14 protein-coding genes and 1 tRNA gene are annotated in these 13,917 nt (G+C 69.7%); 10 read left to right on the top strand and 5 right to left on the bottom strand.

Features of this window, described 5'->3' with window-relative positions; genetic code table 11:
- Positions 1 to 123 precede the first annotated feature (123 nt).
- Complete coding sequence (locus ACFXP5_RS08610; protein WP_394544320.1) at positions 124 to 1,680, bottom strand: amino acid permease; 1,557 nt, start codon at positions 1,678 to 1,680, stop codon at positions 124 to 126.
- A gap of 137 nt (positions 1,681 to 1,817) precedes the next feature.
- Between ACFXP5_RS08610 and ACFXP5_RS08605 the strand changes: the two genes are divergently transcribed.
- Genes ACFXP5_RS08605 through ACFXP5_RS08580 form a run of 6 tightly spaced genes read left to right on the top strand, consistent with a single transcriptional unit; the run spans position 1,818 to position 7,283 of the window.
- Positions 1,818 to 3,173, top strand: a complete 1,356-nt coding sequence (locus ACFXP5_RS08605) for a glutamine synthetase family protein (RefSeq protein WP_394544319.1) — start codon at positions 1,818 to 1,820, stop codon at positions 3,171 to 3,173.
- A 4-nt stretch (positions 3,174 to 3,177) separates the two neighbouring features.
- Positions 3,178 to 3,936, top strand: a complete 759-nt coding sequence (locus tag ACFXP5_RS08600; RefSeq protein WP_394544318.1) for a gamma-glutamyl-gamma-aminobutyrate hydrolase family protein — start codon at positions 3,178 to 3,180, stop codon at positions 3,934 to 3,936.
- Complete coding sequence (locus ACFXP5_RS08595) at positions 3,933 to 5,288, top strand: aldehyde dehydrogenase family protein (RefSeq protein ID WP_394544317.1); 1,356 nt, start codon at positions 3,933 to 3,935, stop codon at positions 5,286 to 5,288. Before ACFXP5_RS08600 ends, ACFXP5_RS08595 begins: the two co-directional genes overlap by 4 nt.
- 36 nt (positions 5,289 to 5,324) lie before the next feature.
- Complete coding sequence (locus ACFXP5_RS08590; protein ID WP_394527769.1) at positions 5,325 to 6,104, top strand: 3-oxoacyl-ACP reductase; 780 nt, start codon at positions 5,325 to 5,327, stop codon at positions 6,102 to 6,104.
- A gap of 20 nt (positions 6,105 to 6,124) precedes the next feature.
- Positions 6,125 to 6,841, top strand: coding sequence for a FadR/GntR family transcriptional regulator (locus tag ACFXP5_RS08585; protein WP_394544316.1), 717 nt, complete (start codon positions 6,125 to 6,127; stop codon positions 6,839 to 6,841).
- Between the two features lie 37 nt (positions 6,842 to 6,878).
- Positions 6,879 to 7,283, top strand: a complete 405-nt coding sequence (locus tag ACFXP5_RS08580; RefSeq protein ID WP_394527767.1) for a dehydrogenase — start codon at positions 6,879 to 6,881, stop codon at positions 7,281 to 7,283.
- Positions 7,284 to 7,503: 220 nt separating this feature from the next.
- On the opposite strand, the gene radA is transcribed toward ACFXP5_RS08580, so the two are convergent.
- Positions 7,504 to 8,868 carry a DNA repair protein RadA gene (gene radA, locus ACFXP5_RS08575; RefSeq protein ID WP_394527766.1) on the bottom strand — a complete coding sequence of 455 codons (1,365 nt, stop codon included), beginning with the start codon at positions 8,866 to 8,868 and terminating at the stop codon, positions 7,504 to 7,506.
- A 48-nt stretch (positions 8,869 to 8,916) separates the two neighbouring features.
- A complete protein-coding gene (locus ACFXP5_RS08570) occupies positions 8,917 to 9,873 on the bottom strand; it encodes an L-lactate dehydrogenase (RefSeq protein WP_394527765.1) in 957 nt (318 codons plus the stop codon).
- 67 nt (positions 9,874 to 9,940) lie between these two features.
- Here ACFXP5_RS08570 and ACFXP5_RS08565 point away from each other — a divergent pair, with 67 nt between their 5' ends.
- Positions 9,941 to 10,810: an LLM class F420-dependent oxidoreductase gene (locus ACFXP5_RS08565; protein WP_394544315.1), complete on the top strand. Its 870-nt coding sequence runs from the start codon at positions 9,941 to 9,943 to the stop codon at positions 10,808 to 10,810.
- A gap of 78 nt (positions 10,811 to 10,888) precedes the next feature.
- Positions 10,889 to 10,975: transfer RNA gene (locus ACFXP5_RS08560), tRNA-Ser, on the top strand.
- Positions 10,976 to 11,101: 126 nt separating this feature from the next.
- Here ACFXP5_RS08560 and ACFXP5_RS08555 read toward each other — a convergent pair.
- Both ACFXP5_RS08555 and ACFXP5_RS08550 read right to left on the bottom strand, forming a co-directional pair.
- A complete protein-coding gene (locus ACFXP5_RS08555) occupies positions 11,102 to 11,806 on the bottom strand; it encodes a hypothetical protein (RefSeq protein WP_394544314.1) in 705 nt (234 codons plus the stop codon).
- Entirely contained in the window at positions 11,790 to 12,362 is a 573-nt protein-coding gene (locus ACFXP5_RS08550) for a sigma-70 family RNA polymerase sigma factor (RefSeq protein WP_394544313.1), read from the bottom strand. The genes ACFXP5_RS08555 and ACFXP5_RS08550 overlap by 17 nt, the downstream gene beginning before the upstream one ends.
- Before the next feature lie 202 nt (positions 12,363 to 12,564).
- Between ACFXP5_RS08550 and ACFXP5_RS08545 the strand changes: the two genes are divergently transcribed.
- Positions 12,565 to 13,278, top strand: a complete 714-nt coding sequence (locus tag ACFXP5_RS08545; RefSeq protein ID WP_394544312.1) for a CHRD domain-containing protein — start codon at positions 12,565 to 12,567, stop codon at positions 13,276 to 13,278.
- Positions 13,275 to 13,910, top strand: a complete 636-nt coding sequence (locus ACFXP5_RS08540) for a class F sortase (RefSeq protein ID WP_394544311.1) — start codon at positions 13,275 to 13,277, stop codon at positions 13,908 to 13,910. The genes ACFXP5_RS08545 and ACFXP5_RS08540 overlap by 4 nt, the downstream gene beginning before the upstream one ends.
- Positions 13,911 to 13,917 lie beyond the last annotated feature (7 nt).

Here is a 13,917-nt window from a genome sequence, read left to right as displayed (position 1 = left end):
CCCTCTCGTATCCTTCAGCCCCCAACTGGACGATTCGAGAGGGCCTCTTTTCGTGCCCGGCGCACATCGCCGTGAACGACGAATGCCGCGGTCGCCAGGCGACCGCGGCATTCGTTGTCGAGCTCAGGCGTTCGGTTCGCGTTTCGCGCCGAAGACCTCCCCCGCCATGGCGTCGTAGCCCTCGGCCTGCGGGTCGCCGTGGGTGCCGCCCGAGAGGGCGTACTCCTCCTCCGGGGACAGGATGAGGCGGTGGCGGAAGAACAGGCCGAATCCGACCAGGAGCACCACGTAAACCACGGCGATCGCGATGATGGCCGGGAGGAAGGTCGGGTTGAGCAGGAATCCGACGAAGATCAACGCGGAGATGACGATGGCGATTACCGCGCCGGGGATCCCCCACGGGCTGCGGTACGGTCGCTCGGCGTTCGGGTACTTCCGCCGCAGGATGATGAACGACACCATCTGCAGCAGGTAGGCCACGACCGCGCCCCAGACGGCGATGTTGAGCACGATCGCGCCCGCCACCGATCCGGCGTCCTCATTGAGCTGCGTGACGATGTCGAGCACGAGCAGGGCCACGAATCCGATCGCCGCCCCCACCGTGAGCGCGACCCAGGGGGTCTGGCGCTTCCCCGTCAGGGAGAGGAAGCGGGGGTAGTACCCGGCGCGCGAGAGCGAGTACATGTTGCGCCCGTAGGCGAACATGATGCCCTGCAGTGAGGCGAGCAATCCGACGAGGGCGAACAGCGCCAGCACGGCGGCGGCGCCGTCGCCCACGATCGCGCGGAAGCCGTCGAGCAGAGGTTCGCCGGCGACTCCCGTCGCCTCGGCGCCGATCACACCCGTGTTGAGGAAGAGCACGAGCAGCCCGGTCACGATGAGGGTGCCGCGAGCCCAGAATCCCGCCTTGGGAATGTCGCGCACCGGGTTGTGGGACTCTTCGGCGGCGAGCGGCAGTTCTTCGATACCGAGGAAGAACCACATCGCGAAGGGGAGGGCGAAGAGGATCGGCAGCACGCCGTGCGGGAGGAACTCGGTCTGGCCGGGGTCGGGCGCGATGTCCCAAAGGGCTGCCCACGAGAACGCGCCGGAGAAGATCGCCATGGCCGAGAACACCAGGATGATCGCGATGGAGATGATCGACACCACGATCGCGAAGCGGAACGAGATGCTCGCGCCCGCAGCGTTGAGGGCGATGAAGGCGACGTACAGGATGATCCACCACACCCAGGCGGGCATCGAGAAGCCGAGAAGCTCCGCGGTGATCGCATCGGCGTAGGAGGCGGAGAAGAAGACGATCACCGCCGTGGTGGCCACGTACTCGATGGTCTCGGCGGCGCCGGTGACCAGACCGCCCCACGGTCCCATGGCCGATCGGGCGAACGAGTACGCGCCGCCGGTGTGCGGCATCGCCGCGGCCATCTCGCCGATCGAGAAGATCATGCCGTAGTACATGGCGACGAGGATGATGAAGGCGATCAGCATGCCGCCGAAGCCGGCGAAGGCGATGCCGAAGTTCCAGCCGGAGAAGTCGCCCGAGATCACGGCGGCCACGGCGAGACCCCAGAGGCCCCAGATACCGGCGGAGCGCGTCAGAGTGCGCTTTTCGAAGTAGCCGTCACCGGCTGGGGTATAGGTGGCGCCGGCGACCTTTCGCGCGGCACCAGGTGAATCGGACATGCGACCTCCGGAGACTCGGGATGGCGCTGAGCCGCGCCTTGCCGATGATTGTTGCCGTCTATTGGTCGGACTGTCTACCTTTGAATGTAAGTTCCTTGTTACAGTGACGCGGGCTGGCCGCGACGGAAGGACGAACCATGCCGGGAAATCTCACCGTGACCGAATTGGATGCTGCAATCGAGGCCGGGGAGATCGACACGGTCATCGTCGCCTTCCCCGATGCTCAGGGGCGCCTCGTCGGCAAGCGGGTGTCGGGCCGGTTCTGGCGCGACACCGTGCTGCCGCACGGCGCCGAGGCCTGCAACTACCTCCTCTCGGTCGACGTCGACCTCAACACCGTCGCCGGTTATGCGATGTCGGGGTGGGAGCAGGGCTACGGCGACATGGTGCTGCGTCCCGACGTCGAGACCCTCCGCGTGCTGCCGTGGCAGCCGGGGACCGCCCTGGTGATGGCGGACCTCGGGTGGGAGGGGGGCGAGCCGGTCGAGCCGTCACCGCGCAGCATCCTCGCCGCCCAACGGGCGCGCCTCGCCGATGACGGCCTCGTCGCCTTCGCCGCCACCGAACTCGAGTTCATCGTCTTCGACGACTCCTACCGTTCGGCGTGGGCGAAGGGGTACACCGCGCTCACGCCCGCGACCGACTACAACGTCGACTACAACCTGCTCGCCACCACTCGACTCGAGCCGCTGCTGCGCGACATCCGCCTCGGCATGGAGGGCGCGGGGATGTACTGCGAGGGGGTAAAGGGCGAGTGCAACTTCGGCCAGCAGGAGATCGGCTTCCGCTTCGCCGAGGCTCAGGAGACCGCCGACAACCACACCATCTACAAGAACGGCGCGAAGGAGATCGCCGACGCGCACGGTAAGTCGCTGACTTTCATGGCGAAGTTCAACGAGCGCGAGGGCAACAGCTGCCACATCCACCTCTCCACGCGCGGTGCCGACGGGGCGGCCGTCATGGCCGGTGACGGCGAGTACGGCTTCAGCCCCTTCATGGAGCACTGGATCGCGGGGATCCTCGCAACGCTTCGCGAGTTCACGCTGCTCTACGCGCCGACGATCAACTCCTACAAGCGGTACGCGAAGGGATCGTTCGCGCCCACGGGCGTGGCGTGGGGCATGGACAACCGCACGTGCGCGTTGCGCGTCGTCGGGCACGGCTCGTCGCTGCGGGTGGAGAATCGCGTCCCGGGTGGGGACGTGAACCCCTACCTCGCGATCTCGGCCATCATCGCCGGGGGCCTCTACGGCGTGCAGAACGAGCTGCCGTTGCCGGCGCCGCTCACCGGCAACGCCTACGACGCCGACGTCGAGCACCTCCCGACCACCCTGCGCGACGCGGCCGAGCTGTTCGCCCAGTCGACGGTGGCGCGAGCCGCGTTCGGCGACGAGGTCGTCGAGCACTACCTGAACCAGGCGCGCATCGAGGTCGAGGCCTTCGACGCCGCCGTCACCGACTGGGAGCGCGTGCGTGGTTTCGAGCGGCTCTAACGGGGTGGACGCCGACCGTCTCCCGATCATCGGGGTGACGACCTACCTCGAGCAGGCGAAGCAGGGCGTCTGGGACGTGCGGGCGGCGTTCCTGCCGCAGCAGTATTTCGGCGCTGTCACCGCGTCGGGAGGGGCGGCAGTGCTGCTGCCGCCGCAGCCGGAAGCGGCCGCGGCGGCCGTGCTCGGGGGGATCGACGGGCTCATCCTCACCGGTGGTGCTGACGTGCAACCCGAGCTCTACGGCGCTGAGCGCCACCCGCTGACCGACCCCGCGCGCGCGGACCGGGATGCCTGGGAGTTGGCGCTCCTGCGGGGCGCCCGGGAACGCAGCATCCCCGTCTTCGGCATCTGCCGCGGTCTGCAGGTCATCAACGTGGCCTTCGGCGGCACCCTGCATCAGCACCTGCCCGACGCGCTCGGCACCGAGCGCTACCGCCTCGGCGGGGGTGTCTTCGCCGCGAACACCGTCGCCGTCGGCTCCGACTCCCGTCTCGCGGGCCTGCTGGGTGCGGGCGACACCGTCGTGCAGAGCTACCACCACCAGGGGGTCGACCGTCTCGGCGACGGTCTCGTCGTCACCGCTCGCACCGATGACGGCCTCGTTCAGGCGTTCGAGCTGGACGGCGACCACGACCTCGACGATTACCTCGTCGCCGTGCAGTGGCACCCCGAACAGGATGCCGCCGACCGGCGGCTGTTCGCGGGTCTCGTCGAGGCGGCGGCAGCCTTCGCCCGCCGGCGGAACGCGACGGTGATGGCGTGAGCGTCACTCTGATCGACCCGTCCACCGGCGTGCCGTTCCGGGAGGTGCAGCTCGCCTCCGTCGAGGAGACGGATGCTGTCATCGCCCGCGCCGTGGCCGCTCAGCGCGGCTGGGCGGCGCTCGCACCCGGCGCTCGCGCCGACGCCCTCCGGTCCTTCGCCCGAGTGGTCGAGGACCACGTCGAGGAGCTCGCCCAGCTCGAGGTGCAGAACTCCGGGCACCCGATCTCCTCCGCCCGGTGGGAGGCGGCGCACGTCGCGCAGGTGCTCAACTTCTCGGCCGGGGCGCCCGAACGGTTGTCGGGACAGCAGATCCCCGTCGCCGGCGGGATGAACGTGACCTTCCACGAGCCCTACGGCGTCGTCGGCATCATCGTGCCCTGGAACTTCCCGATGACCATCGCGTCATGGGGGTTCGCGCCGGCCCTCGCCGCGGGCAACGCTGTCGTGCTGAAGCCCGCCGAGCTCACCCCGCTGACCGCGCTCCGCCTCGGAGAACTGGCGCTCGAGGCGGGCCTTCCCGAAGGGCTGTTCGCCGTGATCCCCGGAGCGGGCGCCGTCGTCGGCCAGCGCTTCGTCACCCACCCCGACGTGCGCGCCGTGGTGTTCACGGGGTCGACCCGGGTGGGGACGGAGGTGGCCGCGGGCTGCGCGCGGATGCTGAAGCCGGTCACGCTGGAACTCGGCGGCAAGAGCGCGAACATCGTCTTCGACGACGCCGACCTCGCCAAGGCCGCGGCCAGTGCGCCGGGCGCGGTGTTCGACAACGCCGGACAGGACTGCTGTGCGCGCAGCCGTATTCTCGTGCAGCGCAGCGTCTACGACCGCTTCCTGGAACTGCTCGAACCCGCCGTCCAGGCGTGGCGGGTGGGGGATCCGAAGGACCCGTCCACCGAGATGGGACCCCTCATCTCCGCGACGCACCGCGATCGGGTGTCGTCCTACCTCGACGACGCGCGGGTCGCCTTCCGCGGATCCGCGCCGGGCGGCGAGGGATTCTGGTTCGCGCCCACGGTCGTGCTCGCCGATCCGGGCGACCGCATCGCCCAGGAAGAGGTGTTCGGTCCGGTGGTCGCCGTTCTGCCGTTCGAGGACGAAGCGGATGCTGTGCGCCTCGCGAACGACACGGCGTACGGTCTGGCCGGGTCGATCTTCACCGAGAACCTCGGCCGGGCGGTGCGGGTATCGCGCGGCGTCCGCAGCGGTGTGCTGTCGGTCAACTCGCATTCCTCGGTGCGCTACTGGACGCCCTTCGGCGGGATGAAAGCATCCGGTCTCGGCCGCGAGCTCGGCCCGGACGCAGCCGAGCACTTCACCGAGACCAAGAACGTCTTCTTCGCCGATGCCCCCTAGCATCCCGGCGTCCGCACCACCCGAGAGGAAAACCGCATGACCGTCGATCTCACCCAGCGTCTGAGGGACCGGGTCGCCATCGTGACCGGCGGCGCCAGCGGCATCGGTTTCGCCACCGCTCGTCGTTTCGCCGCGGAAGGGGCGCGCGTCGTGATCGCCGACGTCGATCCTGCAACCGGCGAGGCTGCCGCCGCCGCGGTGGGCGGAGTGTTCCGTTCGGTCGATGTGGCCGACGAGGACGCCGTGAACGCGCTGTTCGACGGGGTCGTCGAGACCTTCGGGCGCCTCGACATCGCGTTCAACAACGCGGGCATCTCTCCCGCCGACGACGATTCGATCGAGACCACGGAACTCCCGGCCTGGGATCGCGTGCAGGACGTGAACCTCAAGAGCGTCTACCTCTGCTCACGCGCCGCGCTCCGACACATGGTGCCCGCCGGGTCGGGGTCGATCATCAACACCGCCTCGTTCGTGGCGTTGCTGGGTTCGGCGACCTCGCAGATCAGCTACACCGCGTCGAAGGGCGGCGTGCTCGCGATGACCCGCGAACTCGGCGTGCAGTTCGCGCGGCAGGGGATCCGCGTCAACGCCCTCTGCCCCGGACCGGTGAACACGCCGCTCCTGCAGGAACTGTTCGCCAAAGACCCCGAGCGTGCTCAGCGCCGCCTCGTGCATGTGCCGATGGGGCGCTTCGCCGAACCCGAGGAACTCGCCGCCGCGGTGGCGTTCCTCGCCTCCGACGACGCGTCGTTCATCACCGCGACGGCCTTCGTCGTCGACGGCGGGATCACGAACGCCTATGTCACGCCCCTCTGATTCGGCGATCGCTCGCGTTCATGGCTGAGGCGCCGCTGACCGACCTGCGCCGAGCCGTGTACCGGCCCGTGCGGCAGGGCAACACGCTCGAGGACACGGTCGCGCGCCTCGTGCAGACCGTGCGGCTCGGGGTGATCGCTCCGGGGGAGTCGCTGCCGAGCGAGCGCGAGCTGGCAGCCCTCTACGGTGTCAGCCGCGACACGGTGCGCGAGGCGATCCGCGAGCTCGCCGACGCGGGATACCTCAAACCCCGCCGTGGCCGTTACGGCGGTACGTTCATCGTCGACCCGCTGCCACGTCCTGCCGACCCCGCCGCGGTGGATCCCGAGGAGCTCGACGACATCCTCGGGATGCGGCGCGTGCTCGAGGCCGGCGCCGCCCGGGCGGTGGCCGGCCGCACCCTCGACGCCGCAGGCCGCGCGGCTCTGTGGTCCCGCTTCGAAGAGGCCACCGCGGCCGGCCCCGACGGTTACCGGCGCGCGGACACGCTGCTTCACCTCACGATCGCCGAGCTCGCCGGCATCCCCTCGCTCGTTCCACTGGTCGTGGACAACCGCGCCCGCATCAACGCGTGGTTGGACACGTTCCCGCTGCTGCCGCGCAACATCGAGCACTCCGACGCCCAGCACGAGCGGATGGTGGTCGCGATCCTCGCGGGTCGAGCGGATGCTGCCGCCGACGCGGTGCTCGATCACCTCGCCGGCTCGGAGGCGCTGCTGCGGGGCTTCCTCGGCTGACGGCGGGCGGTCGGTCGTGCCCGGTTAGGCTGGATGGATGGCCGGAAAGAAGCAGCGCAAGGGGGCGGAACTGGAGTTCCGCAACACCGCGCTCAGCGACGCGCTGCAGACGCAGGACATGGCCGCCGTCGCGTTCGCGCTGCGGCACGGACCCACCGTCGCGCCGCTGCTGCGCGTGGGAGACCGCGACGACCCGCGCGACGCGGGCGAGGTGTGGACGTACCGCGACCCGAACTCGGGCGAGATCGCCCTGCTGCTGTTCAGTGATGCCGCGCACAAGCCGGAGAGTCTTCCGCCCGAGGTCGCTCTGCAGTCGCCGGCGTGGTTGCGTGCCTTCCTCGAGGCGCACGAGTCCGAGATCACGACCGTCTTCCTCGACATCGCCGGCCCCCACCCCCTGCAGGCGACGCCCACCGATCTGCTGGCGGCGCTCGACGCCTGAGCCTGCCCCGACTCGCGCTCTCGGCCGGTCGGTGGCAGAGTGGGCTGAATGGAGTTCTTGATCGTCGGCGCCGTGTGCGCCGCGGGCCTGGTCATTCCGGTCGCACTCGGCCTCACCTCGCCGCACCGCCACCGCACGCGCCGCTGAGGAGCGGCGGCTCCCGCCGCACCGCCACCGCACGCGCCGCTGAGCGAGCGGCGGCTCTCGCCACACTGCAGAGTCAGAAGTCGGGCGTTCCTTCGCCGGGGCTCTGCTGTCGCAGCTTCAGGTCGAACAATGCTCCGCTGAGCGACTTCGACCGCGCGTCGATCAAGGTGCGGTACCCCAGACGGGCAGCTTCGCTGCGTCGCTGCTGCGCCTGGGTCACGGGGCGGATCTCCCCGGCGAGGCTCAGTTCGCCGACGGCGGCCGACTGTTGCGGGGTGGCCTTGTTGCGCATCGCGCCGGCCACGGCGATGGCGATGGCCAGATCGGCCGCGGGCTCGACGAGGCGCACGCCTCCCACCGTCGAGACGTACACGTCGTGCTCCGAGACCTTGTCGCCCATGCGCTTCTGCAGCACGGCGAGCACCATCGCAACGCGCGAAGCATCGACGCCGCTGACGATGCGGCGCGGGTTCGCGGCCGAGGTGGGGATCGTGAGGGCCTGCACCTCCACGGGGAGCGCGCGACGTCCTTCGAGGGCGATCGTGACGCAGGTTCCGGGCACGGGGTCGCCGTGTCCGAGGAAGAGGGTGCTCGGATCGGGCACCTCGGCGATCCCGTCACCGGTCATGTCGAAGCATCCGACCTCGTCCGTGGGTCCGAAACGGTTTTTCAGCGCTCGCACGAAACGCAACGACGTCTGCCGGTCGCCCTCGAACTGGCACACCACGTCGACCAGGTGCTCGAGGATGCGGGGCCCGGCGATCGAACCGTCCTTCGTGACGTGACCGACGAGGATGAGGGGAAGCCCCCGCTCTTTCGCGACCCGGATGAGGGTCGCGGCGACTTCACGCACCTGGCTCGGCTGGCCCGCCGCGCCGTCGGACATCGCCGATGACACCGTCTGCACGGAGTCGACGATGAGCAGCTCGGGGGCGACGTCGTCGACGTGGCCGAGGATCGTGGCGAGGTCGGTCTCGGCGGCCAGGTAGAGCTCGTCATGCAGCGCTCCGGTGCGCTCGGCCCGCAGCCGCACCTGGGCGGTGGACTCTTCAGCGCTCGCGTACAGCACGCGCCTGCCCGCTCGCGCGCTCTGGGCGGCGACTTCGAGCAGCAGGGTCGACTTGCCCACGCCCGGCTCACCGCTGAGCAGGATGGCGGCGCCCGGCACGATGCCGCCGCCGAGCACGCGGTCGAATTCCCCCACCCCGCTGGTGCGCCGAGGGGTGTCGGCGGTGTCGATCTCGGTGATCGGTCGTGCCGCGCGGGACGCGGTGGGCGACACCGCGCTCAGCTGGCGGGTGATTCCCGTCTGCTCCGAGACTTCGACGACCGTGCCCCACTGCTGGCATTCGCCGCAGCGGCCGGCCCATTTCGCCGTCGTCCAACCGCATTCGGTGCACCGGAAGGGCGCGGGGGGAGCGGGACGTCGGGTGGCCATTCGTTCAGGCTAACCGGGAGCGGGGACATGGGCTCCGAGCCCCACCGTTCAGGCGTCGCGCAGGGCGTGTGCGGCGTTGCTGAGGGCGGTCGCGGATCGGCGCAGCAGTACCCGCTCCGAGTCGGAGAAGGCCGTTTCGCGGATCGCCGTCGCGCCGGACGCCGACACGATCGACGGCACCGAGAGGGCGACGCCGTTGAGTCCGTGGAAGTCGGTCAGCACCGTGCTCACCGGCATGACCGCGTGCTCGTCGCCGAGGATCGCCTCCACGATCCGGGCGCTGGCGAGCCCGATGGCGTAGTTGGTCGCACCCTTTCCGCGGATGACCTTGTCGGCGGCGTCGCGCACGTCGATCGCGATCGCGTCGAGCTCGTCGACGCTCATCCGGGGATGCCCGGGGGCTTCCCACTCCATGATCGGTACCGTGCCGATCGTGGCCCGCGACCACAACGGGAACTCCGTGTCGCCGTGCTCGCCGACGATGTAGGCGTGCACGCTCGAGGTCGACACCCCGGCACGCTCGGCGAGCTTCCACCGGAGGCGCGAGGTGTCGAGCACCGTGCCGGAGGCGAAGATGCGCTCCACCGGAAGCTTGGTCGCCTCCTGGGCGATCACGGTGAGCACGTCGCAGGGGTTCGTGACGATGACGTAGACCGCGTCGGGCGCGGCCTTGAGCAGGTCGGGCATCATCGAGCGGATGATGCCGGCGTTGGTCGCGGCGAGCTCGAGCCGGGTCTGGCCCGGGTTCTGCTTGGCCCCCGCGGTGATCACGACGACGTGCGATCCTTCGACCACCGACAGGTCGCTGCCGCCGGTGATGTCACTCGAACCGGTGAACTGCGTGCCGTGGGCGAGGTCGAGCACCTCGGCCTCCACCTTCCGGGTTGCGATGTCGTACAGCGCGACGTGGCGCGCGGATCCGCGGATGAGGGCGGCGTACGCGACGCTCGATCCGACGCTCCCGGCACCCACCACGGTCAGTTTCGAGTTCTCGATCACGCTCATGGGCTCAGTCTTGCAGGGCGGCGCCGGTCGTAACCTAATTCCAGAGGCGGGTGCGGCATCCGTCGGAATGGACGACGGCATGGAATTCGGCCTGCACATCGCGGACTTCACGTGGAAGACCGGCACCCGGAGCCTCGGGCCCGCACTCGCGGCGCACGTGCGCAACGCCGAGGCCGCGGGGATCCAGCGCATCACGGTGATGGACCACTTCTGGCAGTTGCCCGGCATCGGCCCCGTCGACCACGACATGCTGGAGGCTTACGCGACGTTGGGCTTCATCGCGGCGCACACCGAGAAGGCGCTCCTGCACACCCTCGTCACGGGAGTGATCTATCGCCACCCCTCGCTCCTGGCCAAGCAGATCTCGACACTCAATGTGCTCTCCGGCGGACGTGTCGGCCTCGGCATCGGTGCCGCGTGGAACGAGGAGGAGTCCCGCGGACTGGGCTTCCCCTTCCCGCCGGTCGCCCAGCGCTTCCGCGAGCTCGAGGAGACCATCGAGATCTGCCTGCAGATGTGGTCGGACTCGGAGGAGCCCTACGAGGGTGCCATCTGGCAGCTCGAGCGCACCCTCAACGCCCCGCAGAATCTTTCGAAGCCCTACCTGATGATCGGCGGCGGGGGAGAGAAGAAGACGCTCCGCCTCGTCGCGCAGCACGCGGATGCCTGCAACTTGGCTGCGATGGGCGAGGAGCTACCGGCCCACAAGCTCGACGTGCTCCGTGGTCACTGCGAAGCAGTGGGTCGCGATTACGACGACATCGAGAAGACCGTGATGATCGCCGTCGATCCTGAATCCACGCCCGACGCGGTCGCAGAAAAGGTCGACGCACTCGCGGCGCTCGGATTCACCGCCACCTACGTCTTCTCGCGCGGGATCGACGAGCCGGCGCGCGTGGTCGATCTCATCTCTGCGACGGCCGAGCTCACGAGCTGAGGACGGATGCTGCGTAGGCGCTGCCCCGCGGGGCAGAGCGATTCGCGGCCGCGCTCGGCGTGTCGTAAGCTGGTCGGCGGTGACGTGTCCGAGCGGCCGAAGGTGCAACACTCGAAATGTTGTGTAGGTTCACCCCTACCGTGGGTTCAAATCCCACCGTCACCGCTCTCGAGAAGCCCTTTGATCCCCGGCGAACACCCGGATCGAGGGGCTTCTCCTCTTTCCGGAATCGCCGAAGCAAGCGACGTCGCGCCTCTCAGAAGCGATCCCACGCCCGCCCCGCTCCAGGCGTCAGGTCCCCACCAGGTTCGCCACGGCGACCAGCCCCGCATCCGCGTCACGGATCTCGAGGCGCACGGCATCCGCGCGCATGACGGCGGCATTCACGCGACAATGGATCGGCACCTCGGAGCCCAGTATCTGCCCGGCGGAGAATTCGGTGCCGTCGGCCGCGATGAAGACGACGGAGTAGGTCGCGCCGACATCGAGCCCGGTGGCATCGAGCACCGCCTCGGTGCCCCATGTGTGCGCCACCAGCTCGGCGTCGAGCCTCACACCCACGACCTCGTCGCGCAGGTCGATGGACTCGACGGCGCCGAGCGTGCCCGGGGGCCCGGACGGCGGCATCGACGTGAACGTGGGCGCCGCGATGCCAATGACGACCCCGACCACGAGGCACGCGGCGGCGAGCAGGGGAGTCGTCCAGCGGCGCCGGCGACGCCCGAGCTCGGCTCGAGCGTCGGGCCGTTCGCGGGGGCTCGCCGAAGGGATCTCGCTGAGGATCCTCGCGCGCAGGGCACCGGCGTCCCCGGGCGTCGTCCAGGTGACATCCGCTTCACGCAGGCGCTCGTCGATCGCACGCATCGCGGCCAACTCGTCGTCGATCCAGGGGTGAGCAGGTCGCAGGCGGTCGAGTTCGTCGACTTCCGCGGGCGTCGCATTCCCGGCGACAACGGCCGCGATGAGTTCTTCGATGCGGTCATCGGGTCGAGACATCGGGCTCCTCCGTTCCTTCGAGGTATCGGCGCATCGATCTGAGCGCATGGTAGGCGCGGGTGCGCCAGGTCGCGACGGGTACGCCCGTCGCGACGGAGAGTTCCTGATACGTGCGACCCTGCACGTGGACGGCGAGGATCACTTCGCGGTGGGGGTCGCTGAGCCGGGCCAACCCCTCGACGATCTGCAGGCGATCGAGGGGGTCGTTCACGGGGGCGCTGCGGCCTTCGAGCTCGTCGTCGTTGCCGATGCGGGGCAGCCGGGAACGCGCGCGCAGCGCGTCGGTGATGACGTTGCGGGCGATCGCGAACAGCCATGTGCGCTCGGACGCCCGGTCGTGGTCGAAGCGATCGCGCGAGCGCCACGCGCGCAGGAAGGTCTCCTGGACGCAGTCTTCGGCGAGGGGGCGATCGCGCAGGGCATTGACCGCGAAGCCGAGCAGCGCGCTGCCGTGGTCATCGAAGGCGCGGGCGGCATCGAATGCGCGTATGCCCGAGGCGGAGCGGTCGGGTCTCTCGCCGGCGGGCGCGTCATCGCGGTCGCTGCGCTCCGGCATCCGGCTTCTGTCCCTCCGAGCGGCGTGCATCACGGCGTCTCCCTCCTGAGGCTAGCGATGGTCGGGTCTCTCGGAGGGGATACGACGACGGATGGGGGGATGTTCACCGGGGATGAATCATGGACGGGGATGAACGGATGCCGGCGGCCGGGCGTATCCCCTGTAACGGATGCGTCCGGCGTCCCGTCGAAAGGTTGCAGACATGATGAAGAGATCACCGCTCGGCTCGATCGTCCTCGGGAGCGCTGCAGCCGTGGGGCTGCTGATGGTCGCGCCCGCCGCCCACGCGGAGACCGTAGTCGAGGAGCCGTCGTCGTTCACGAGCGCCTTCACCGTGATGGCGACGCCCGACCAGGTCATCAACGCCGACGGCGCGGTCACCCCCGGACAGCCCGGGGCCGCGGGCACGTTCGACTTCCGTATCAATTCCCAGCTCGACATCATCTGCTACGACATCACCCTCACGGGCGTGTCGGGCGACTATCAGAGCCCGGCCAAGACGGCTACGCACCTCCACGAGGCGGCAGCCGGCAAATCCGGCCCCCCGCGCATCGCGTTCCCGAACCCCGAGCCCGTGGGCGACGGACCGCGCAACAGCTCGGGATGCCTGCAAGGCCCCTTCACCACCGGGGTCCAGGCGAACGGCGTCGACACCGGCGAGGGCTTCACGCTCGCGCAGATCGAGGCGAACCCCGCCGGCTTCACGGGCGACGCGCACACCGTAGACTTCGCCGCCGGCGTCGTGCGGGGCCAGCTCTCGGAGGTTCCGCTCGGCGGTATCGACACCGGAGCCGGTGGTGCAGCTGCGGCCGATGACAACGGTGCAGCGTTCACCTCGGCCGCCCTCGCTGCTGCGGGCGTTCTCGGTGCCGCCGGTGTTTCGCTGTACCGCCGCCGCACCGCATCGATGCGGTGAGATCGCCATCGGTCTCCGCGAGCATCGCCGCCCTCCTCGTGGGCGCGGCGATGCTCGCGGGGTGCTCGGCACCACCGACGGAGACAGCATCCGTTCTGCCTTCTTCACCAGCCTCCGCCTCGCCGACGGCGACCTCCCCGCCCTCGCTCGCCCCCCAGCCCGCGGTGACACCGCTGGAGCGTGGGCTGGCCCCGGTATCGGTGTCGATCGAGCGCATCGGTCTGACCGAGCCTCTCATCGACCTCGGGCTGACCCCCGAGGGGCGGATGGAGGTGCCTGCTGACTACGCGGATGTCGGGTGGTACACCCCGGGCGGGCGTCCCGGTGGCCACGGGCCCCTCGTGATCGCGGCGCACGTCGACTCGCCCACCGGCCCGGCGGTCTTCATCCGCTTGAGCGAACTCGCCCCCGGCGACCATGTCGAGGTGACCGACACGGCGGGCACGGTCCACCGCTACCGCGTCAGCGAGGTCGCCGACTATCCGAAAGCGCAGTTCCCGACCGCGCGCGTGTTCGGAGCCGTTCTCTCCGATGAACTGCGGCTGATCACGTGCGGGGGAGTCTTCGACACGGTCGCGGGTTCCTACGAGGACAACCGCGTCGTCTTCGCCGTGCGCGACGACGTACCGTGAATCGCAC

The sequence above is a fragment of the Microbacterium hanjuni genome (assembly GCF_043556395.1).
GTDB lineage: Bacteria > Actinomycetota > Actinomycetes > Actinomycetales > Microbacteriaceae > Microbacterium.
Note: the sequence above shows the minus strand (reverse complement) of the source record. Positions and strands in the feature narration are given on the sequence as shown.

Coding starts and splice junctions, on each gene's coding strand:
- ACFXP5_RS08550 (WP_394544313.1), bottom strand. CDS start 12,362: ATGCCGGAGCGCAGCGACCGCGATGACGCGCCCGCCGGCGAGAGACCC.
- ACFXP5_RS08555 (WP_394544314.1), bottom strand. CDS start 11,806: ATGTCTCGACCCGATGACCGCATCGAAGAACTCATCGCGGCCGTTGTC.
- ACFXP5_RS08545 (WP_394544312.1), top strand. CDS start 12,565: ATGATGAAGAGATCACCGCTCGGCTCGATCGTCCTCGGGAGCGCTGCA.
- ACFXP5_RS08580 (WP_394527767.1), top strand. CDS start 6,879: ATGGCCGGAAAGAAGCAGCGCAAGGGGGCGGAACTGGAGTTCCGCAAC.
- ACFXP5_RS08605 (WP_394544319.1), top strand. CDS start 1,818: ATGCCGGGAAATCTCACCGTGACCGAATTGGATGCTGCAATCGAGGCC.
- ACFXP5_RS08570 (WP_394527765.1), bottom strand. CDS start 9,873: ATGAGCGTGATCGAGAACTCGAAACTGACCGTGGTGGGTGCCGGGAGC.
- ACFXP5_RS08565 (WP_394544315.1), top strand. CDS start 9,941: ATGGACGACGGCATGGAATTCGGCCTGCACATCGCGGACTTCACGTGG.
- ACFXP5_RS08590 (WP_394527769.1), top strand. CDS start 5,325: ATGACCGTCGATCTCACCCAGCGTCTGAGGGACCGGGTCGCCATCGTG.
- ACFXP5_RS08585 (WP_394544316.1), top strand. CDS start 6,125: ATGGCTGAGGCGCCGCTGACCGACCTGCGCCGAGCCGTGTACCGGCCC.
- ACFXP5_RS08610 (WP_394544320.1), bottom strand. CDS start 1,680: ATGTCCGATTCACCTGGTGCCGCGCGAAAGGTCGCCGGCGCCACCTAT.
- radA (WP_394527766.1), bottom strand. CDS start 8,868: ATGGCCACCCGACGTCCCGCTCCCCCCGCGCCCTTCCGGTGCACCGAA.